The following is an 18346-nucleotide window of genomic DNA, read 5'->3' as shown; positions in this document are numbered from 1 at the left end:
CAGGCGCTACCCGCGGGGCGGCGCTGCCCGGCCGAATCGTGTCGAACGACTCGACGCTAACGCGCCGGAGCGCCGCTGTCAGCTCGATTTCCGGTGCGGCGCGGCGCGGCCCCGATCAGTGCGGCGCGCCAGCGATCAGTCCAGAGCGTTGGCGGTCGTGCCGCCGAGCGGCAGCGCGGGCAGGCCGAGTTTGCGGTGATCCCAGCTGCGCACCCGCTCGGGCACCACGCGCACCGCGACCCGCTTGTTGAGCATGTTCTCCACCAGCGGGCGAACCTCTTCGCTGTAGGGGCCGGTGTAGCGTTCCCAGACGCTCACGCCGACCGCGAACAGCCGCTTCGGGTCATCGATGATCTCGGCGCGACCCTCGATCGACACCCCGCGCAGCTGGTCGTAGGTCTGTCCGGCCTCGACCATGCACGTGATGCGCGGATCGCGGCGCAGATTCACCGCCTTCTGCGATTTGGCCTTGGTCTCGAACCAGATCTCGCCATCGATCAGCGCGTACCACATCGCGGTCAGGTGCGGCCTGCCCTGCGGACCGAGGGTGGCCAGCGTCGCGATACGGCTGCGCTCCAGGAACTCGGCGATCTCGGCGTCGGACATGACGATCTGCGCCCGTTGGTTGACTCCCATGGGCCAACTCTAGAGAACAGTTTCTGAAACGTGTTACAGGCGCTTGTGCAGCGCGTCCGCGGCCGCGACCAGATCCGCCGCCCACCGCGCGCCCGGCCTGCGGCCCATCCGATCGATCGGGCCGGAGACCGAGACAGCGGCGATCACGTTGCCCGCGGTGTCGCGGACCGGCGCCGAGACGCTGGCCACGCCCGCCGCTCGCTCGGCCGCGCTCTGCGCCCAGCCGCGCTTGCGCACCTCGGCCAGCGCGCGCTCGCCGAAGACCGCGTCGGCCAGAATGGTGCGCTGCAACTCCGGATCCGCCCAGGCGAGCAGCACCTTGGCGGCCGAGCCCGCGGTGAGCGGCAGCCTGGCCCCGATCGGGACGGTGTCGCGCAGTCCGACGGGGGGTTCCATGGCGGCGATGCAGACCCTGGCGCCGCCGTCCCGGCAGTAGAGCTGGACGCTCTCGCCGGTGATCTCGCGCAGCCGGGGCAGAATAGCGGCAGCGGCCTCCTGGAGCGGGTCGGTGGCGCCCGCGGCCAGCTCGGCGAGGGCCGGTCCCGGCCGCCAGGTTCCGTTGTTGTCGCGGGCGAGCAGACGGTGCACCTCGAGGCCGACGGCCAGCCGGTGCGCGGTGGCCCTGGGCAGGCCGGTGCGGGTGCACAGCTCGTTGAGACCGCACGGATGCTCCGCGACGGCGTAGAGGACCGCCACTGCTTTGTCGAGGACGCCGATACCGCTATGCTGTCTCATAGAACGATATTAGCGTCTCGGATATTGAGATAGTCAAACTCCGCCGGGAAAGTCGCCGTCGAGACGAGCGGCCGGGCGGGGCGACGCGGTCGAGATGTCCGGCGACCCGAATCCACAATTCTGTGCAGCAGTTCCCGCGCACTCAGCCCGAATCGCGGGGGACCGCTGCTCGTCCGAAAGGTGATCGAGAATGGCCGACCGCCCACGCACCCTGGCCGAGAAGGTGTGGGATCAGCATGTCGTCGCGCGCGGCGAGGGCGAAGGTTCCTCGCGCGAGCCCGATCTGATCTACATCGATCTGCATCTGGTGCACGAAGTGACGAGTCCGCAGGCCTTCGACGGACTGCGGGCCGCCGGCAGGAGGGTGCGCCGCCCCGACCTGACCATCGCGACCGAGGACCACAACGTCCCCACCACAGATATCGATAAGCCGATCGCCGATCCCGTTTCGCGGACCCAGGTCGAGACGCTGCGGCACAACTGCGCGGAATTCGGTGTCCGGCTGCACCCGATGGGTGATCTGGACCAGGGCATCGTGCACGTGGTCGGTCCGCAGCTCGGCCTGACCCAGCCGGGTACGACGGTGGTGTGCGGCGACAGCCACACCTCCACGCACGGCGCGTTCGGCGCGCTGGCGATGGGCATCGGCACCAGCGAGGTCGAACACGTGCTGGCGACACAGACTTTGTCGCTGCGCCCGTTCAAGACGATGGCCGTCAACATCGACGGTCAGCTGCCGCACGGCGTCACCAGTAAAGACGTGATCCTCGCCGTGATCGCCCAGATCGGCACCGGCGGCGGTCAGGGCTACGTCCTGGAGTACCGCGGCGAGGCCGTGCGCGCCATGTCCATGGAGGCGCGGATGACGATGTGCAACATGTCCATCGAGGCGGGCGCCCGCGCGGGCATGATCGCGCCGGACGAGGTCACCTACGAATTCCTGAAGGGCCGTCCGCACGCCCCCGAGGGCGCCGACTGGGATGCCGCCGTGGCGGCCTGGGACGCGCTGAAGACGGAGGAGGGCGCCGTTTTCGACGCCGAGGTGCACATCGACGCGAGCGCGCTGACGCCGTTCGTCACCTGGGGCACCAACCCCGGTCAGGGTTTGCCCCTGGGCGCCGCGGTACCCGACCCCGCCGAGATTGCCGACGAGACGGCGCGTGAGGCCGCGGAGAAAGCGCTGCGGTACATGGATTTGGAGCCGGGAACTCCGCTTCGGCAGATCCCGATCGACACCGTATTCGTCGGATCGTGCACCAACGGGCGCATCGAGGATTTGCGCGCTGTGGCCGGGATTTTGAAGGGACGGCGCGTCGCGGACGGCGTGCGAATGCTGGTTGTACCGGGCTCGATGCGGGTTCGCGCTCAGGCGGAAAAAGAAGGATTGGGCGAGATTTTCACCGCGGCAGGCGCCGAATGGCGGCAGGCGGGTTGTTCGATGTGCCTGGGAATGAACCCGGATCAGCTTTCGCCGGGCCAGCGCTGCGCCTCGACCTCCAACCGCAACTTCGAAGGCAGGCAGGGCAAAGGCGGGCGTACCCACCTGGTTTCTCCGCTGGTGGCCGCCGCGACGGCCGTCCGCGGAACTCTCTCCTCGCCCGCCGATCTGAACTGACGCCGCACGACACCCCCTATCTACCCAGGAGAATCCGATGGAAGCCTTCACCGTGCACAAGGGGATCGGTGTACCGCTGCGCCGCTCCAACGTCGACACCGACCAGATCATCCCGGCGGTCTATCTGAAGCGGGTCACTCGAACCGGATTCGAGGACGGACTGTTCGCGGGCTGGCGAACGGACCCGGACTTCATTTTGAACACCGAGCCCTTCAACCGGGGTAGTGTGCTGGTTGCGGGTCCGGATTTCGGTACCGGTTCCTCACGCGAGCATGCCGTATGGGCTCTGTCGGACTACGGCTTTCGGGTGGTCATCTCGCCCCGATTCGCCGACATCTTCCGTGGCAATGCGGGCAAGGGTGGCCTGTTGGCGGCCCAGATGTCACAGAACGATGTCGAATTGCTCTGGAAGATGATCGAGGAACAGCCCGGTCTCGAATTGGTAGTGGATCTCCAGGCGCGCACCGTGACGGCGGGAACCGTCGTGTTGCCGTTCGATATTGATGACTACACCCGGTGGCGTCTGCTCGAGGGTTTGGACGACATCGGTCTGACGCTGCGGCGTAGCGACGTCATCACCGAGTTCGAAAAGGCAAGGCCGGCTTGGAAGCCCACCACCCTGCCCGCGCATATTTCGCAGGCGTAATCAATCAGGGACGATAGCTGGACGTCATGGTGGGCGGTAGCTAGACGTGTGCTAAACCACCATGAATTTTGGCGTGGCACATAGACTCTTGCTCAAAGTGGGTTTACCGTGGTACCTAGTCGGTCCGACGACGGGCCATTAGTCTGCGGAGGATTCAATGAACAAGGCGGAACTGATCGACGTTCTGACCGAAAAGTTGGGTACGGACAGGCGCACGGCTACCGCGGCAGTCGAGCATGTTGTGGACACCATCGTGCGCGCGGTGCACAAAGGCCAGAGCGTCACGATCACCGGATTCGGTGTGTTCGAACAGCGTAAGCGTGCTGCCCGTGTGGCTCGGAACCCGCGCACCGGCGAAACCGTCAAGGTCAAGCCGACTTCGGTGCCCGCGTTCCGTCCCGGCGCCCAGTTCAAGGCGGTCATCGCGGGCAAGCAGAAGCTCGCGGCGACCGGCCCTGCGGTCAAGCGCGGCGTGAATGCCCCTGTGGCCGCGAAGAAGGCGGCCGCCAAGAAGACGGCGGCGAAGAAGGCCGCCGCCAAGAAGGCGACCGCCACCAAGGCGCCCGCCAAGACGACGGCCAAGAAGGCTGCGGCCAAGGCTCCTGCGAAGACCACCGCCAGGAAGACCGCCGCCAAGACCGTCGCGAAGAAGGCTCCCGCCAAGAAGACGGCCGCCAAGGCCACCGCGGCCAAGAAGACCGCGGCCAAGAAGACGGTTACCAAGGCCACCGCCGCCAAGAAGACCACAGCGGCGAAGAAGGCCCCTGCGAAGAAGACCGCGGCCAAGAAGGCTCCGGCCCGCCGCGCACGCTGAGGATCGGTCGGCGGCCCGGCCGACTGACCAGCCATACGGACCGGAAACGGCCCCGGGGATCGCCCCGGGGCCGTTTCGGTCTGTCCGCACCCGGTTTCGGGGCGGGGATCTCCTAGCGCGCCTTCGGCGGGCTCGATGGCCCTACGGCTTCACCAAGCCCGTCGACAGCGACCGGTCGAGGTGATCGGCGGCCACCATCCGCCCGCCCGCGAAAGACAGCACCCATACGCTGCCCTTGCGGTTGCGCGCGGGTGGAAGGGTGAGCCCGGACCGGCCCGCCCACCAGGACAGCAGATCGGGAATCACCTTGCCCTGGCTGCACACAACCCGCACCGCGCCGTGCGGCTCCAGCTCGACGGCGCGTTCCCTGGCCTCGTCCCGCGCTGCCGCGTAACCGCTTTCGGACAGCAGCGGCTCCAGATGGATCTCCACACCGAGTTTCTCGGCCAGCGGCTCCACCGACTGCACGCACCGCGCGGGATCGGCCGAATAGATCTCGCTCGCGCCGAAAGCCAGCAGATGCGGCACCAATGCCTGGGCCTGGTCGCGTCCGGCGCGCTCCAGCGGACGTTCGTCGTCGGGACCGTCGAATCGGTCGCGGTGGCCCGCTTTCGCGTGCCGCACCAGCAACAGGGTGTCGGTGGCGGCGGGCAGTCTGCTGAATGCCCGCACGACCTGGCGATCCATCGGATAGGACAGCGCGTCCATCACCCGATCGAGCGGATACCAGGTCAGCACGTCCACTTCGGAATTGGCGGTGAATTCGCCGCCCGCCACTTCCGCCGCCCAGTAATCGACGCGTTTGAGTTTGCGATGGCCGGGAACGGGGTAGGTGACGTGCCCGAGGTAGCGGCCGAGACGGGAGTCGAGGCCGGTCTCCTCGCGCACTTCGCGCACGGCGGCCAGCACCGGGGTCTCACCCGGGTCGAGCTTGCCCTTGGGCAGCGACCAATCCTGGTATTTGGGCCGGTGGACGACCGCGATCTCGACGCCGCCGGGCGCCGCGGGGGCGCGGCGCCACAGCACGGCGCCAGCGGCGTGAATATTGGCCGTCACTCGGGGATCCCAGAATGGGCCCCCGTCCATTTCGTATCCCGTCGTGGCATTCACGGTCGTTCCGGTCTCCGCAGTCGCATGAGGAATTCTTGATGGTCGCGCACTTGCTCACCGTCCTCGCCGGCGTGCTCCGGCGAGGCCTGCCAGCTGCCATCCGGTTGGAGTACCCAGCAGCGGGTGGTGGGATACAGGGCGGAGTCGAAGACGGCGCCCAACTGCTCGCGCAACTTGGGATCCTTCACCTGCGCCATCACCTCGACCCGGCGGTCCAGGTTGCGGTGCATCATGTCGGCGCTGCCGATCCAGTACTCGTCCTGCGCTTGGAAGTGCATGATCCGCGAATGCTCGAGGAAGCGGCCGAGGATGGAGCGCACCTCGATGTTGTCGCTCATGCCGGGCACGCCGGGACGCAGCCCGCAGATGCCGCGCACCACGATCTGCACCGGCACCCCCGCTTGCGAGGCGCGGTACAGTGCGTCGATCACCTGCTCGTCCACGATCGCGTTGGCCTTCAGGCGGATTCGCGCGTCGACGCCCTCCAGCGCGAGCTCGGTCTCGCGCTGGATGCGGTCGATGATGCCGGCGCGCACGCCCTGCGGAGCGACAAGCAGGTTGTGGTAGTTGGCTTTTCGGGAGTAGCCGGTCAGCGAGTTGAACAGGTCGGTGAGGTCGGCGCCGATTTCCGGTGCGGCGGTGAGCAATCCGACGTCCTCGTAGAGGCGGGCCGTCTTCGGGTTGTAGTTGCCGGTGCCGATGTGGCAGTAGCGGCGGATGGTCGAACCCTCGCGCCGCACCACCAGGCAGGTCTTGCAGTGCGTCTTGAGACCGATCAGGCCGTACACGACGTGCACGCCCGCCTGCTCCAGCGCCCGTGCCCATTTGATGTTGGCCTGCTCGTCGAAGCGGGCCTTGATCTCCACCAGGGCGACCACTTGCTTGCCCGCCTCGGCCGCGTCGATGAGCGCGTTGACGATCGGGGAGTCGCCGGAGGTGCGGTAGAGGGTCTGCTTGATCGCGAGCACCTGCGGGTCGGCGGCCGCCTGCTCGATGAAGCGCTGGACGCTGGTGGAGAACGAGTCGTACGGGTGGTGCACCAGCACATCGCCCTCGCGCAGCGCCTGGAAGACGTTGCGCGGGGTCTCGCGCTCGCCGAAGGCGGGCGGGGTGGCCGGAACGTAGGGCGCGTCCTTCAGGTTCGGCCGGTCCACGCCGTACACCTGCCACAGGCAGGACAGGTCGAGCAGGCCGGGCACCTGGATCACGTCCCCGGGATGCACGTCGAGTTCGCGCAACAGCAGATCGAGCATGTGCTCGGTCATGTCGTCGGAGACTTCGAGCCGCACCGGCGATCCGAAGCGGCGGCGGGCCAGCTCGCGCTCCAGCGCCTGTAGTAGGTCCTCGTCGCGGTCCTCGTCGACCTCGAAGTCGGCGTTGCGGGTGATCCGGAAGGAGTGGTGCTCCACCACGTCCATGCCGGGGAAGAGCTGATCCAGGTGCGCGGCGATGAGTTCTTCCATCGGCAGGAAGGCGGCGACCGAGGAACCGGACGAGTTGCGCCGCACGCGCACGAAGCGGTCCACGTTGTCGGGGACCTTCACCCTGGCGAAGTGCTCGCCGCCGGTGGCGGAGTCCTTCACCGTCACGGCGAGGTTGAGGCTCAGTCCGCTGATGTAGGGGAACGGGTGTGCCGGATCGACGGCCAGCGGGGTCAGCACCGGAAAGACCTGATCCTGGAAGTAGGCCGAGAGCCGCTGGCGCTCATCGTCGTTCAGGTCGCGCCACACGATGATGGCGATGCCCTCGGCGGTGAGCGCGGGCAGCACCGAATCGAGGAAGGCCCGCGCGTGCCGGTCCGCGATCTCCTGCGCGCGGGCCGCGATCAGCTCCAGTTGCTCGCTCGGCGAGCGGCCGTCGGCCGAACGCACCGACAGCCCGGTCTCGGCGCGACGCTTCAGCCCGGCGACCCGGACCATGTAGAACTCGTCGAGATTGGACGCGAAGATCGCGAGGAATTTGGCGCGTTCGAGCAACGGCAGCGAGGCGTCCTCCGCGAGGGCGAGCACCCTGGCGTTGAAGTCGAGCCAGCTCAGTTCCCTGTTCAGGTAGCGATCACGTGGCAACCGCTGCGGAGCCTGGTCCGACTGCACCGGGGTGACGGCCGGTGGAGGCGTGGGCAGCAGCTGCTGTTGCTTGACGGTTTCCGTATCGCTCACGTCAACGATCATCCCCTACGAACCGCGCGGTGTGCAGGTCCACATCGGGATTGCAGGCCGGATCACGCCGTTTCGGCGATCCCCTAGCACACGTGACGAAAGGGTTCGTGAACACGACAGGACCAGCCGATGTCACGCAGCACAGCGCGGGTGGCGTCGCCCGCCCCGAGTTCGACCGCCAGGTCGAGATCCGCGGCGGTGTCGACATCGAGGCGCAGTCCCGGCCAGTGTCCGGTCAGATCCGCTGCGCCCGCCGCGATGTGCTGTCGGGCGGAGTCGGCGCCGAACCGCGGATCCAGCGGCGCGACGCCGTCGCGGACGACGAGCGCGGCCGTGCCGGTCCCGGCGTGGTCGACGACCACCGCGCGCCTGCCGACCGGCGCGACCGCCAGCATGTCCGCCAGTTCCTCGGGGCGCAGCGCAGGCAGATCCGCTTGCAGTGCGAGCAGTTCGACCGCGCCGTGGCGCCTGCGCAACGCGGTCGCGGCGTCGGACAGCGCGGTGTTCAGTCCGTCGGAGTCGGCGATGCGCGGTTCCGGGTGCACGTGCGCGCCGAGCCCGCCCGCCAGCTCGGCGACTGCGGGATCCGGGGTGACGACGGTGACCGACCGGACCTGCGAGACCGCCGCGGCGGCCGACACGGTGTCGGCGAGCATGGCGAGCACCAGCCGCGCCCGGTGCTCCGGGCGCAGCCGGTCGGCCAGTCGGCTCTTGGCCAGATCGAGGCTCTTGACCGCGATCACGGCGTGCACGGCGTGCGGGCGCATGGTCCCAATCCTTCCATGGCATATTGGGCAGATGACGAGGGCGGCAGTACTTGGCGCGGGATCGTGGGGCACCGCGTTCGCGAAGGTGTTGGCAGACGCCGGAACCGAGGTCACCATCTGGGCCCGGCGCGCCGAGGTGGCCGAGGCGTTGGCCTCCGAGCATCGCAATCCCTTCTACCTGCCCGGTGTGCAGCTGCCGCCGGTGGCCGCCACCGACGATCACGAGCGGGCGCTGGACGGTGCGCAGCTCGTGGTGCTCGCCGTGCCGTCCCAATCTCTGCGCGCGAATCTCGAGGCGTGGAAACCGGCGCTGCACGGCGCGATCACCGAGCACGACGCCACGCTGCTGAACCTCGCCAAGGGCATCGAAACGGGCACGCTGCTGCGGATGAGCCAGGTCATCGCCGAGGTGACCGGCACCGAGCCGAGCCGCATCGCGGTGCTGTCCGGGCCCAATCTGGCCAAGGAGATCGCGGCCGGTCAGCCCGCGGCCACCGTGATCGCGTGCGCCGACACCGCCCGCGCGGAGGCGGTGCAGCAGGCCAGCAACACCGGCTATTTCCGGCCGTACACCAACACCGACGTGATCGGCTGCGAGATCGGCGGCGCGTGCAAGAACGTCATCGCGCTGGCCTGCGGCATCGCCTCCGGCATGGGTCTCGGTGACAACTCCATCGCCAGCCTGATCACCCGCGGCCTCGCCGAGATCATCCGGCTCGGCGTCGCGCTCGGCGCCGAGCCTGTGACGCTCGCGGGCCTCGCCGGGGTCGGCGACCTGGTCGCGACTTGTACCTCGCCGCTGTCGCGCAATCGGTCCTTCGGGCAAGTGCTCGGCGCGGGCGGATCGATGGAGGCAGCCCAGGAGGCCACCCATGGACAGGTGGCCGAGGGTGTGAAGTCGTGCACATCGGTGCGCGCACTGGCCGCCGCGCACGAGGTGGAAATGCCGCTCACCAACGCGGTGCACCAGGTGTGCCACGAGGGCCTCTCGATGCGCGAAGCCGTCGAGAATCTGCTGGGGCGGCGCGTCAAGCCCGAGTGATCGCCGCAGGGTAGCGGTCGCTATGACCGCCGCCCACCGGCCCGGTCCGCGATCGCCGCGCCGCCGCGGGCGGGTACGGTTCGGGGCATGACGAACCGGATCAGGGTGGCTGTGGTGTTCGGCGGGCGCAGCAATGAGCACGCCGTCTCGTGTCTGTCGGCCGGCAGCGTGCTGCGGAACCTGGATCCGGAGAAGTACGAGGCCGTCCCGATCGGCATCACCACCGAGGGCGGCTGGGTGCTCGGCGGCGCCGACGTCGCCGCGCTGCGCCGCAAGGACGACGCGCTGCCCTCCGTCGACGCCTCCGGCACCGCACTGACGCTGACCCCCGACCCGCAGCGTTCGGGGTCGCTGGTGGCGCTGGACGACCCGGGCGCCGCGCTCGGCTCGGTCGACGTGGTGTTCCCGATCCTGCACGGCCCGTTCGGCGAGGACGGCACCTTGCAGGGCATGCTCGAGCTCGCGGGTGTCCCGTACGTGGGACCCGGCGTGCTGGCCAGCGCCGCTGGCATGGACAAGGAATTCACCAAGAAGCTGCTCGCGGCCGATGGCCTGCCGATCGGCACGCAGGTGGTGCTGCGACCCGGCGTCGCGACGCTGTCGGCGGCCGAGCGGGAACGGCTCGGGCTTCCGGTGTTCGTCAAACCCGCCCGCGCCGGTTCCTCGCTCGGCATCACGAAGGTGGACGACTGGAGCGAGCTGGACACCGCCATCGCGACGGCGCGCGCACACGATCCGAAGGTGATCGTGGAGGCGGGCATCGTCGGTCGCGAGGTGGAATGCGGCGTGCTGGAATTCCCGGACGGCCGGGTGGAGGCCAGCGTGATCGCCGAGATCAGGATGCCCGACGACGACGCTCCCGAGTTCTACGACTTCGACACCAAATACCTCGACGACGTCTGCGAGTTCGACGTGCCAGCGAAGCTCGACGACGAGGTGGCCGAGCAGATCAGGGAGCTGGCGGTGCGCGCCTTCCGCGCCCTCGACTGCCAGGGGCTGGCCCGCGTGGACTTCTTCGTCACCGAGCAGGGGCCGGTGATCAACGAGATCAACACCATGCCCGGCTTCACCGCGATCTCCATGTATCCCCGCATGTGGGAGGCGACCGGGATCGACTACAACGTCCTGATCTCGACCTTGATCGACACCGCGCTGGTGCGCGGCACCGGCCTGCGCTGACCGCTGCGAAGGCTGCCGCGCGGATCAGTTCGGCAGCGGGCCCGGATCGAGCTCCGTGGCGGGCAGGTTCGCCGTGATGGTGTCGGAGACCTCCTGGAGCGGAGTCGGCCCCGAACCGTCGGGCACCGTCAGCGCGATGTAGGTGCCGCGGTCGACGGCGAACCAGGTGCTCGCCTCGGCCGCGTCGTCGCGCACCTCGAACCACTGCACGTCGTTGACGATCTGCAACGGCGAGGCGCGATGGAATTCCAGCGGTCGATCCAGCCCGCAGCGCAGCACGATGGCGTTCCCGCCGTCCGGGCGCTGCCAGGCGCGGGTGGCGGGCGGAGCGGGTTCCACCAGGGTCGACTTGGTGAACTCGCCCAGCTCGGCGGGCAACGCGGGCAGCAGCTTGGTGCAGGCTTCGCCCTCCGCGGCGGGCGCGGGCACCGGGCCGAGCGCCAGCGGCTCCCGCTCCACCGGCATGCGGCGGGCCAGCACGGCGGCGACCAGGACGGCGACCACCAGAACCACCGGCAGTGCTACCGCCGTCGCGATCAAGGCGGGCGGGTACGGGCGGGATTCCTCGTTCGCGTCGTCGGCGTCGGAATCTCCTGTGGTGCTGGTACTTTCGTCGGCCTCGCCGGTGACGGGCTTCTCGCCGGTGGCCTCGGATTCCTCGTCGGCGCGCGAGTCCCCGGCAGCGTCGGAGCCGTCGGGACGCGGCTCGTCCGAGGCTTCGGGCTGCTCGACGGTGTCCGACCGGTCGGCGGACCGATCCGCGGCCGCCCCCTTGCCGAGGCCGGTCGGCTTGTCGTCGTCGGTGGGGTCATGGCCCTTCGACGAGTCGCTGTCCGACGAGTCCGCCGCCATGCGTACCGGTCCTTCCTCTTCGCGCTCGCTGGAGCCGGTCGGCGCGGGTCGCGCTGCCTGCGTCGCGGCGGGCGCGCGCACCGACTCGGTGGTCTCGATTGCCCAGGACAGGGTACCGTCGAGCCGATTTCAGCTGGCATTACCTCGGAAGGGGACCGGTCATCAGCGAGAGCGCGGCGCCGCGGACGGTGCGTGAGCTGGGAGAGTTCGCGCTGATCGAGCGCATCAACGCCCGCCGGGTGCAGGCGCCCGCCGTGCTGCTCGGCCCCGGTGACGACGCGGCGCTGGTCGCCGCGCCCGACGGCCGGTTCGTGGTGACCACCGACATGCTGGTCGAGGGACGCCACTTCCGGCGTGACTGGTCGAGCCCAAGGGAGATCGGCCGCAAGGCGATCGCGCAGAACGCCGCCGACGTGGTCGCCATGGGCGCGGCGCCGACGGCCTTCGTGGTGGCGCTCGGCTGCCCCGCCGAGACTCCCGTCGCGGTGATCGACGAACTGGCCGACGGCCTGTGGGCCGAGGCGGCGCGCGCGGGCGGCTCGATCGCGGGCGGCGATCTGGTCCGCAGCCCCGAGTTGGTCCTCTCGGTCACCGCGTTCGGCGATCTGCGCGGCGGCACGCCGGTCACCAGAGCCGGTGCGCGCGTGGGAGACACGGTCGCCGTGGCGGGCAGGCTCGGCTGGTCGGCCGCGGGACTGGCCGCGCTCACGCGGGGCGTCGACGCCGAGGAGTTCGCCGAAGCGTTTGCCGCCCACCGGGTTCCGCAGCCGCCCTACGAGGCGGTACTCGGTTCGACGTGGCGAGCGGGACACTCGCTCACCGATATCTCCGACGGACTGCTCGCCGATCTCGGTCATATCGCCGACGCCTCGGGTGTCGCGATCGATCTCGACGCGGCCGCGCTGCGCGACCCCGCGCTGGACGCGCTCGCGCGCAGGCTGGATGCCGATGCGGCGCAATGGGTTCTGGCCGGGGGCGAGGATCACGCCTTCGCCGGGACCTGGCCGGAGGGCGCTGAGCTGCCGGAAGGATGGCGTGCGATCGGCCGCGTGACGGCCGGGTCGAGGGTCACCGTCGACGGTGCGCCGCACCGGGGCGGCAGCGGCTGGGAATCGTTCCGTGGGGCGGACTCGGCGTCCGGGCCCGAGCCACGATAGGTTGTGCGGTCATGGGTGCGAAACCACTGTCGGAAATCATGGATTCGGGCTGGGCACAGGCCTTGCAGCCGGTCGAGGACCGGATCGCGGAGATGGGTGAATTCCTGCGAACCGAGAACACCGCGGGCCGCGGCTACCTGCCCGCGGGGGAGAACGTGCTACGCGCTTTCCAGCGGCCGTTCGACAAGGTGCGCGTGCTGATCGTCGGCCAGGATCCGTACCCGACGCCCGGCCACGCCATGGGACTGAGTTTCTCTGTGGCGCCAGATGTTTCGCCCGTACCGCGCAGCCTGGCCAACATCTTCTCCGAGCTGCACAAGGACCTCGGCCACCCGACGCCCTCCTGCGGCGATCTGAGCCCGTGGTCGGACCAGGGCGTGCTGCTGCTCAACCGCGTGCTCACCGTCTCGCCCGGCCAGCCCGCCTCGCACCGCGGCAAGGGCTGGGAGGCGGTCACCGAGCAGGCCATCCGCGCGCTCGTCGCGCGCGACGAGCCGCTGGTGGCGATCCTGTGGGGTCGCGACGCCTCGACGCTGAAGCCGCTGCTGAGCCAGGCCGAGGTGCCCTACATCGAGTCCGCGCATCCCTCGCCGCTGTCCGCGTCCCGCGGGTTCTTCGGCTCGCGCCCGTTCTCGCGGGTCAACGAACTGCTCGATGAACTGGGCGCCGAACCGGTCGACTGGCGCCTGCCCTGATCCCGCTCGCCTCCCGGCCCGCCGGGAATCAGCACCACCCGCATCACCGCACGAACACGATATCGAGGAGCACTGCAATGCAGCACAACACCGTTCGCGGCGCCCTGCGCGGCACCACCGCCACGCTGGCCATGGCCGCCGCTATCGCGGGCGCCACGTCGGCGGCCACCGCCGCGCCGCTGAAACTGGAACCCGCCGTGGAGACCAGCGAGACCGCGCCTGCGGCGCCGGTGGCCGAGGAGTTCACCTCGACCGGCTCCTCCACCATCTCGGCGTCGGTGAACGCGAAGGTCGCGTGCCTGTTCCAGCGCACCTTCAGCGCCATGCGCCTGGACTGCTGAGCACCGAGTTCACCGAGGCTCACGACGAGCCGTGCACGTACTGTGCGATCCTCAGATCGTGAGTAATGCGAACAATCTTCTCGAGCCCACCCGGCTGCGGCTGCGCGGTTCGGGTGGCATCGAGCTGGCCGCCGACCAGTTCGGCCCGGTCGGCGGCCCGCTCGTCGTCTTTCTGCACGGCGGCGGACAGACCAGGCACTCGTGGAAGCAGACCGGCGCGAAACTGGCCGCGGCCGGGATGCGGGTGATCACCCTGGACGCCCGCGGCCACGGCGACAGCCAGTGGTCGCCGGACCGCGACTACACGCGCGAGACGATGGTCGCGGATCTGACGCTCGTGCTCGAACAGCTCGATGCCGCGGCCGCACCGGGCGGGGGTGCGGTCGTGGTCGGCGCCAGCATGGGCGGCATCACCGGACTGCTGACCTCGGCCACGCCGGGCGGCGCGGCGATCCGCGCGCTGGTGCTCGTCGACATCGTCACCCGCCCCGAGCCCGAGGGCGTCGCCCGGGTGATCGACTTCCTCAGCAAACATCGCGACGGCTTCGACACCCTCGAACAGGCTGCCGACGCGGTCGCGGAGTATCTGCCGCACCGGCCGCGGCCGAAGAACACCGACGGCCTGCGCCGCAATCTGCGCGAGCGCGACGGCCGCTGGTACTGGCACTGGGACCCGGACATGCTGCGCGACCGCGTCGAGGATCCGAGCGCGATGACCGAGCAGATGGAGGCGGCCGCCGCGCGGCTGCGCATCCCGGTGCTGCTGGTGCGCGGCATGCAGTCCGATGTGGTGAGCGCCGAGGGCGCGGCGGCGTTCCAGGCGCTGGTGCCGCACGCCGAACTGGTCGAGATCGGCGGCGCGGCGCACACCGCGGCCGGTGACGACAACGACGCCTTCACCGACGCGGTCGCGAAGTTCGTGGTGGAGAACCTGACGTAGCTCAGGCCGGGTTCCGGTAGTCGGGCTTGCGCTTGGCCACGAAGGCGTCCACCCCTTCCCGGCCGGTGCGGCTGTTCGCCGCCGTGGCGATGAAATCGCGCTCCAGGTCCAGCTGTTCGCTCAGCGTCGTCGAATCCGACTGTGCCAGAAGCGATTTGATGCTGGCATGGGTGGAGCGCGGCCCGCGCGCCAGCTCCTGCGCGAGCGCGAGTGTCGCGCTGCGCACTTCGTCGTCCGCGACGAGGCGGCTGAGGATGCCCAGCCGCACGCCCTCCTCGGCGTCGAGGACGGCGTCGGTGAGCAGGATCTCGCTGGCCCGTCCCGCGCCGACGATGCGGGGCAGCGTCCACGACATGCCGCCGTCGGGGCTCAGGCCGATGCCGGGGTAGGCGGGGCGCAGCTTGGTGGACGGGCCGCCCAGCGCGATATCCGCGGCGCAGACCAGGCTCATGCCCGCGCCCGCCGCCCAGCCCTGCACCGCGGCGAGCACCGGCACGCGGGTCTCGTCCAGTGCGCGGACGAACGCGTGCAGGTCGGTCGCCAGGCCGTGGATGTGGGCGGCGCGATCCTCGGCGGCGGCGAAGCCGCGCACGTCGCCGCCCGCGCAGAAGTTCGCGCCCGATCCGACGAGCACGACCGCGCCGATCTCGGGGCCGAGGTCGGCGAGCGCCGCGGTGCCCGCGGTGATCCCGGCGAAATCCATCGAGGTGCCGTTGGCGGCAGTGGCGATCGTGATCTGGAGGACGTCGTCGACGGTCGTGACGTAGTCGGTCTGCGCGGTGGAAGTCATGAGGGAACACTATCGTTCGCTCGGGCGGGATCTCGACGCCCGTTCCGGCTTCGGGCTACCCGGTCGCGCGGGCCGGGCGAATCATCCGCACCTGCATCGCGACGGTGAAGTCCTCCACCTTGCGCGCACCCTCCAGCGCGAAACCGTGCTTGCGGTAGAAGGCCTGGGCGCGCGGATTGTCCTCGAACACCCATAGCGAGCACGGCCGATCCGGGTCGACGGCGGCGGCCAGCAGTTGGTCGGCCAGGCCCGTGCCGTACCAGCCGGCGCGCACGTACAGCGCGTTGAGTTCGATCGGAGCGACCGGGGCACGGTCCCGGGACAGGCCCGAACTCGCGAACCCGATGACGGAGTCGCCGACGACCGCGACGTGCGTGCTGTCGGGATGGGCGGTGCGGACGCGGTCCCACGCCTCGGCCCGCCGATCCACGTCGAAGGCGTCGAGCACGTGAGCGGGGACCAGGCCGCGGTAGGCCTCACGCCAGCAGGCGATGTGGCATTCGGCCAAGCTGTGCACGTGTTCGGCGGCGAGCGGCGTGATCCGCCATGCTCGCGAGGGCGCCTCGGCCATCCGATGTCCCCGCTGTGGTCGGCGTACTGGAATACCTACCGACGACGACGCCCCGGACCACCCTTGTCGGGCGCCGGGGCGTGTGTCTTGGTGCTGATCGACCGGCGGCCGAATCAGCCGCGAGCGACCTTGCCCGCCTTCAGGCAGGAGGTGCACACGTTCATGCGGCGGGTGTTGCCCGGGGCAACCTGCGCGCGCACGGTCTGGATGTTCGGGTTCCAGCGACGGTTGGTGCGCCGGTGCGAGTGCGAGACCGACTTCCCGAAGCCGGGGCCCTTGGCGCAGACGTCGCAGACGGCAGCCATAGTCGCGAACTCCTTCATGTCATGTGGGGACCGCCGCACAATGATGCGGCATGTCCGGAAACAATGTCGTGATGTGCCCTGCCGACTGACGTCGGCCAGCGCAGGCCAGCTTCAGGCCGCACGAGCAACCCAGCAAGGGTAGCCAATGCCGTGCCGATCCGCCAAACCGGGACCCGGTCGGACGGGCCGTCCCGGCCGTCGAACACCCGTCGAGCATACCGATTCGGTGTCACGCGCCCGCTGTCGGTATCGCCAGCTAACCTGGCGAACGGTGGTGACGCCGGTGGGCGAGAAGGGAGCGAGGTGACGGTGCCGGGGCAGCGGGACGAGATGGACGGCGCGGCGCTGAGGCTCTGGAGCCGCCTCTGTCTGGACGACCTCGAAGAGCGCCGCGCGGAGATCAACGCGCTCAATGTCTTCCCCGTCGCCGACGCCGACACCGGGACCAATCTGCTGGCCACCATGCGCGCGGCCGTGCAGGCGGCCGACGCCGCGCAGGCCGCGGCGAGCGCGAATCAGGTCGCCGCGGCACTGGCGCGCGGCGCCACCGCGGGCGCGCGGGGGAATTCCGGCATCATCCTCTCGCAGGTGCTGCGCGGCATCGCGGAGGCGACTACGGAGGGACCGCTCACCGCGACGACCCTGCGCGCCGCCTTGCACCGCGCCGCGGCCCTGGTCCGCGAGGCGTTGAGCGTCCCGGTCGAGGGCACCATCCTCACCGTGCTGGAGTGCGCGGCCGACTGCGCGTCGGCCTGCGCCGAGGACACGCTCGCCGAGGTCGCCGTGGCCGCCGCCGACGGCGCGGCGAAGGCGCTCGGCGAGACCCCGTCCCAGCTCGGTGTCCTGCGGGCGGCGGGCGTGGTCGACGCGGGCGCGCGCGGTCTGGTGGTGCTGCTGGACGCGCTGGTCGCGGTCGTCCTCGGCGAGACGCCGACCAGGCCCGAGTACCTGCCTGGTGAATTCGCCGCGGTCGCGGAGGCCGCGGAAGTCGTGGACAGCGCGGGCGACGAGCCGCATTTCGAGGTGATGTACCAGCTGTCCGACACCGACCTGGCGCGCATCACCCGTCTGCGCGAGCGCCTCGCCGAGCTCGGCGATTCCGTGGTCGTGGTCGGCGACGGCAGCGGGAACTGGTCCGCGCACGTGCACTGTGCCGACGCGGGCGCCGCCGTGGAGGCGGGGCTGGCGGCGGGCGCCCTGCGCGACATCCGGATCGAGAGCTTCGCCATCACGGCCCCGGTCGGCCGCGATCATCTGGAGCCGCCGCGCCCGCGCGACGCGGGCCCCGCCGATCGCGGTGTGCTGGCCGTCGCCGCGGGCTCGGGCGCCGCGGCGCTGTTCGAGGCGGCGGGCGCGGCGGTGCTCGGCGCGCATCCGGTCACCTCGGCCGCGCTGCTCACCGCGATCCGGCAGATGCCGCATCGCGAAGTGCTCGTGCTGCCCAACGGCGCGCTGCCCGCGCACGAACTGGTGGCCGTCGGTGTCGCCGCTCGCGACGCGCACCGCGACGTGCTGCTGCTGCCGAGCGGTTCCATGGTGCAGGGCTTGGCGGCGCTCGCGGTGCACGATCGCGGCCGGATCGCCGTGGACGACGCGTTCGCGATGTCGGAGGCGGCCGCGGCCACCCGATGGGGTGCGCTGCGGGCGGCCTCGCACCGCGCACTGACCATGGTCGGGACCTGCGAGCCGGGCGACGGACTCGGCCTGGTCGGCCACGACGTGGTGGTGATCGACCGCGACGTGCGCGGCGCGGCGCTGACGCTGCTCGACCGGATGCTCGGCCTCGGCGGCGAATTGGTCACCCTGTTGATGGGTGCGGACGCGCCCGCCGGTCTGGCCGAGGAATTGAGCGCGCACATCGCGCGGAGCTTCCCCGGCGTCGAGGTCACGGTGTATTCCGGTGGGCAGCAAGGGGATCTGGCGCAGATCGGGGTGGAATGAGCGAACGTAGTGAGCGAATCATGTGCCAGCGCGCGTTGCGCATGGCGGAGC

Annotated in this window: 19 protein-coding genes; 10 read left to right on the top strand and 9 right to left on the bottom strand. The window is 70.1% G+C overall.

What is annotated here, in order from left to right; genetic code table 11:
- Window positions 1-135 precede the first annotated feature (135 nt).
- Both AC3ERS_RS35140 and AC3ERS_RS35135 read right to left on the bottom strand, forming a co-directional pair.
- Window positions 136-636, bottom strand: a complete 501-nt coding sequence (locus AC3ERS_RS35140; protein ID WP_431972469.1) for a pyridoxamine 5'-phosphate oxidase family protein — start codon at window positions 634-636, stop codon at window positions 136-138.
- 33 nt (window positions 637-669) lie between these two features.
- Entirely contained in the window at window positions 670-1371 is a 702-nt protein-coding gene (locus tag AC3ERS_RS35135; protein WP_067781941.1) for an IclR family transcriptional regulator, read from the bottom strand.
- 190 nt (window positions 1372-1561) lie between these two features.
- Here AC3ERS_RS35135 and leuC point away from each other — a divergent pair, with 190 nt between their 5' ends.
- From leuC to AC3ERS_RS35120, 3 genes are all read left to right on the top strand, one after another.
- The gene (gene leuC, locus AC3ERS_RS35130; protein WP_431972468.1) at window positions 1562-2986 is read left to right on the top strand and encodes a 3-isopropylmalate dehydratase large subunit; all 1425 of its coding nucleotides are present in this window, start codon (window positions 1562-1564) and stop codon (window positions 2984-2986) included.
- Between the two features lie 37 nt (window positions 2987-3023).
- Entirely contained in the window at window positions 3024-3632 is a 609-nt protein-coding gene (gene leuD, locus AC3ERS_RS35125) for a 3-isopropylmalate dehydratase small subunit (protein WP_431972467.1), read from the top strand.
- 157 nt (window positions 3633-3789) lie between these two features.
- Window positions 3790-4446, top strand: a complete 657-nt coding sequence (locus tag AC3ERS_RS35120; protein WP_431972466.1) for an HU family DNA-binding protein — start codon at window positions 3790-3792, stop codon at window positions 4444-4446.
- A 141-nt stretch (window positions 4447-4587) separates the two neighbouring features.
- On the opposite strand, the gene AC3ERS_RS35115 is transcribed toward AC3ERS_RS35120, so the two are convergent.
- The 3 genes from AC3ERS_RS35115 to cofC all read right to left on the bottom strand — a co-directional run bounded on the left by AC3ERS_RS35115 (window position 4588) and on the right by cofC (window position 8482).
- Window positions 4588-5532: an NUDIX hydrolase gene (locus AC3ERS_RS35115; protein WP_431972465.1), complete on the bottom strand. Its 945-nt coding sequence runs from the start codon at window positions 5530-5532 to the stop codon at window positions 4588-4590.
- Window positions 5533-5552: 20 nt separating this feature from the next.
- Complete coding sequence (locus tag AC3ERS_RS35110) at window positions 5553-7727, bottom strand: RNA degradosome polyphosphate kinase (RefSeq protein ID WP_431972464.1); 2175 nt, start codon at window positions 7725-7727, stop codon at window positions 5553-5555.
- Window positions 7728-7798: 71 nt separating this feature from the next.
- A complete protein-coding gene (gene cofC, locus AC3ERS_RS35105) occupies window positions 7799-8482 on the bottom strand; it encodes a 2-phospho-L-lactate guanylyltransferase (protein ID WP_431972463.1) in 684 nt (227 codons plus the stop codon).
- Window positions 8483-8513: 31 nt separating this feature from the next.
- Here cofC and AC3ERS_RS35100 point away from each other — a divergent pair, with 31 nt between their 5' ends.
- Complete coding sequence (locus AC3ERS_RS35100) at window positions 8514-9524, top strand: NAD(P)H-dependent glycerol-3-phosphate dehydrogenase (RefSeq protein ID WP_431972462.1); 1011 nt, start codon at window positions 8514-8516, stop codon at window positions 9522-9524.
- Between the two features lie 87 nt (window positions 9525-9611).
- Window positions 9612-10703, top strand: a complete 1092-nt coding sequence (locus AC3ERS_RS35095; RefSeq protein WP_431972461.1) for a D-alanine--D-alanine ligase family protein — start codon at window positions 9612-9614, stop codon at window positions 10701-10703.
- Between the two features lie 24 nt (window positions 10704-10727).
- On the opposite strand, the gene AC3ERS_RS35090 is transcribed toward AC3ERS_RS35095, so the two are convergent.
- The gene (locus AC3ERS_RS35090) at window positions 10728-11243 is read right to left on the bottom strand and encodes a DUF3515 domain-containing protein (protein ID WP_431972492.1); all 516 of its coding nucleotides are present in this window, start codon (window positions 11241-11243) and stop codon (window positions 10728-10730) included.
- A gap of 473 nt (window positions 11244-11716) precedes the next feature.
- Between AC3ERS_RS35090 and AC3ERS_RS35085 the strand changes: the two genes are divergently transcribed.
- From AC3ERS_RS35085 to AC3ERS_RS35070, 4 genes are all read left to right on the top strand, one after another.
- Window positions 11717-12712, top strand: coding sequence for a thiamine-phosphate kinase (locus AC3ERS_RS35085; protein ID WP_431972491.1), 996 nt, complete (start codon window positions 11717-11719; stop codon window positions 12710-12712).
- 11 nt (window positions 12713-12723) lie between these two features.
- Window positions 12724-13407 (top strand): uracil-DNA glycosylase, encoded by a 684-nt coding sequence (locus AC3ERS_RS35080; protein WP_431972460.1) that lies wholly within the window; start codon window positions 12724-12726, stop codon window positions 13405-13407.
- A 77-nt stretch (window positions 13408-13484) separates the two neighbouring features.
- Window positions 13485-13748, top strand: coding sequence for a hypothetical protein (locus AC3ERS_RS35075; RefSeq protein WP_431972459.1), 264 nt, complete (start codon window positions 13485-13487; stop codon window positions 13746-13748).
- A gap of 58 nt (window positions 13749-13806) precedes the next feature.
- Window positions 13807-14688: an alpha/beta fold hydrolase gene (locus AC3ERS_RS35070; protein WP_431972458.1), complete on the top strand. Its 882-nt coding sequence runs from the start codon at window positions 13807-13809 to the stop codon at window positions 14686-14688.
- 1 nt (window position 14689) lies between these two features.
- On the opposite strand, the gene AC3ERS_RS35065 is transcribed toward AC3ERS_RS35070, so the two are convergent.
- The 3 genes from AC3ERS_RS35065 to rpmB form a co-directional block, all read right to left on the bottom strand.
- Window positions 14690-15478, bottom strand: a complete 789-nt coding sequence (locus AC3ERS_RS35065) for an enoyl-CoA hydratase/isomerase family protein (RefSeq protein WP_431972457.1) — start codon at window positions 15476-15478, stop codon at window positions 14690-14692.
- 55 nt (window positions 15479-15533) lie between these two features.
- Complete coding sequence (locus tag AC3ERS_RS35060; protein WP_431972456.1) at window positions 15534-16049, bottom strand: GNAT family N-acetyltransferase; 516 nt, start codon at window positions 16047-16049, stop codon at window positions 15534-15536.
- 113 nt (window positions 16050-16162) lie between these two features.
- Window positions 16163-16354 carry a 50S ribosomal protein L28 gene (gene rpmB / locus AC3ERS_RS35055; protein ID WP_039799620.1) on the bottom strand — a complete coding sequence of 64 codons (192 nt, stop codon included), beginning with the start codon at window positions 16352-16354 and terminating at the stop codon, window positions 16163-16165.
- A 330-nt stretch (window positions 16355-16684) separates the two neighbouring features.
- Here rpmB and AC3ERS_RS35050 point away from each other — a divergent pair, with 330 nt between their 5' ends.
- Complete coding sequence (locus tag AC3ERS_RS35050; RefSeq protein WP_431972490.1) at window positions 16685-18295, top strand: DAK2 domain-containing protein; 1611 nt, start codon at window positions 16685-16687, stop codon at window positions 18293-18295.
- Window positions 18296-18346: the final 51 nt, after the last annotated feature.

This window comes from Nocardia sp. bgisy134 (genome assembly GCF_057708325.1).
The sequence above is the reverse complement of the archived record's forward strand: the minus strand, read 5'-3'. Positions and strand labels throughout refer to the sequence as shown.

Bases quoted from the DNA above. Each gene is read 5' to 3' on its own strand.
- AC3ERS_RS35140 (WP_431972469.1), bottom strand. From the start codon at position 636: ATGGGAGTCAACCAACGGGCGCAGATCGTCATGTCCGACGCCGAGATC.
- AC3ERS_RS35135 (WP_067781941.1), bottom strand. From the start codon at position 1,371: ATGAGACAGCATAGCGGTATCGGCGTCCTCGACAAAGCAGTGGCGGTC.
- leuC (WP_431972468.1), top strand. From the start codon at position 1,562: ATGGCCGACCGCCCACGCACCCTGGCCGAGAAGGTGTGGGATCAGCAT.
- leuD (WP_431972467.1), top strand. From the start codon at position 3,024: ATGGAAGCCTTCACCGTGCACAAGGGGATCGGTGTACCGCTGCGCCGC.
- AC3ERS_RS35120 (WP_431972466.1), top strand. From the start codon at position 3,790: ATGAACAAGGCGGAACTGATCGACGTTCTGACCGAAAAGTTGGGTACG.
- AC3ERS_RS35115 (WP_431972465.1), bottom strand. From the start codon at position 5,532: ATGGACGGGGGCCCATTCTGGGATCCCCGAGTGACGGCCAATATTCAC.
- AC3ERS_RS35110 (WP_431972464.1), bottom strand. From the start codon at position 7,727: ATGATCGTTGACGTGAGCGATACGGAAACCGTCAAGCAACAGCAGCTG.
- cofC (WP_431972463.1), bottom strand. From the start codon at position 8,482: ATGCGCCCGCACGCCGTGCACGCCGTGATCGCGGTCAAGAGCCTCGAT.
- AC3ERS_RS35100 (WP_431972462.1), top strand. From the start codon at position 8,514: ATGACGAGGGCGGCAGTACTTGGCGCGGGATCGTGGGGCACCGCGTTC.
- AC3ERS_RS35095 (WP_431972461.1), top strand. From the start codon at position 9,612: ATGACGAACCGGATCAGGGTGGCTGTGGTGTTCGGCGGGCGCAGCAAT.
- AC3ERS_RS35080 (WP_431972460.1), top strand. From the start codon at position 12,724: ATGGGTGCGAAACCACTGTCGGAAATCATGGATTCGGGCTGGGCACAG.
- AC3ERS_RS35075 (WP_431972459.1), top strand. From the start codon at position 13,485: ATGCAGCACAACACCGTTCGCGGCGCCCTGCGCGGCACCACCGCCACG.
- AC3ERS_RS35065 (WP_431972457.1), bottom strand. From the start codon at position 15,478: ATGACTTCCACCGCGCAGACCGACTACGTCACGACCGTCGACGACGTC.
- AC3ERS_RS35060 (WP_431972456.1), bottom strand. From the start codon at position 16,049: ATGGCCGAGGCGCCCTCGCGAGCATGGCGGATCACGCCGCTCGCCGCC.
- rpmB (WP_039799620.1), bottom strand. From the start codon at position 16,354: ATGGCTGCCGTCTGCGACGTCTGCGCCAAGGGCCCCGGCTTCGGGAAG.
- AC3ERS_RS35050 (WP_431972490.1), top strand. From the start codon at position 16,685: ATGGACGGCGCGGCGCTGAGGCTCTGGAGCCGCCTCTGTCTGGACGAC.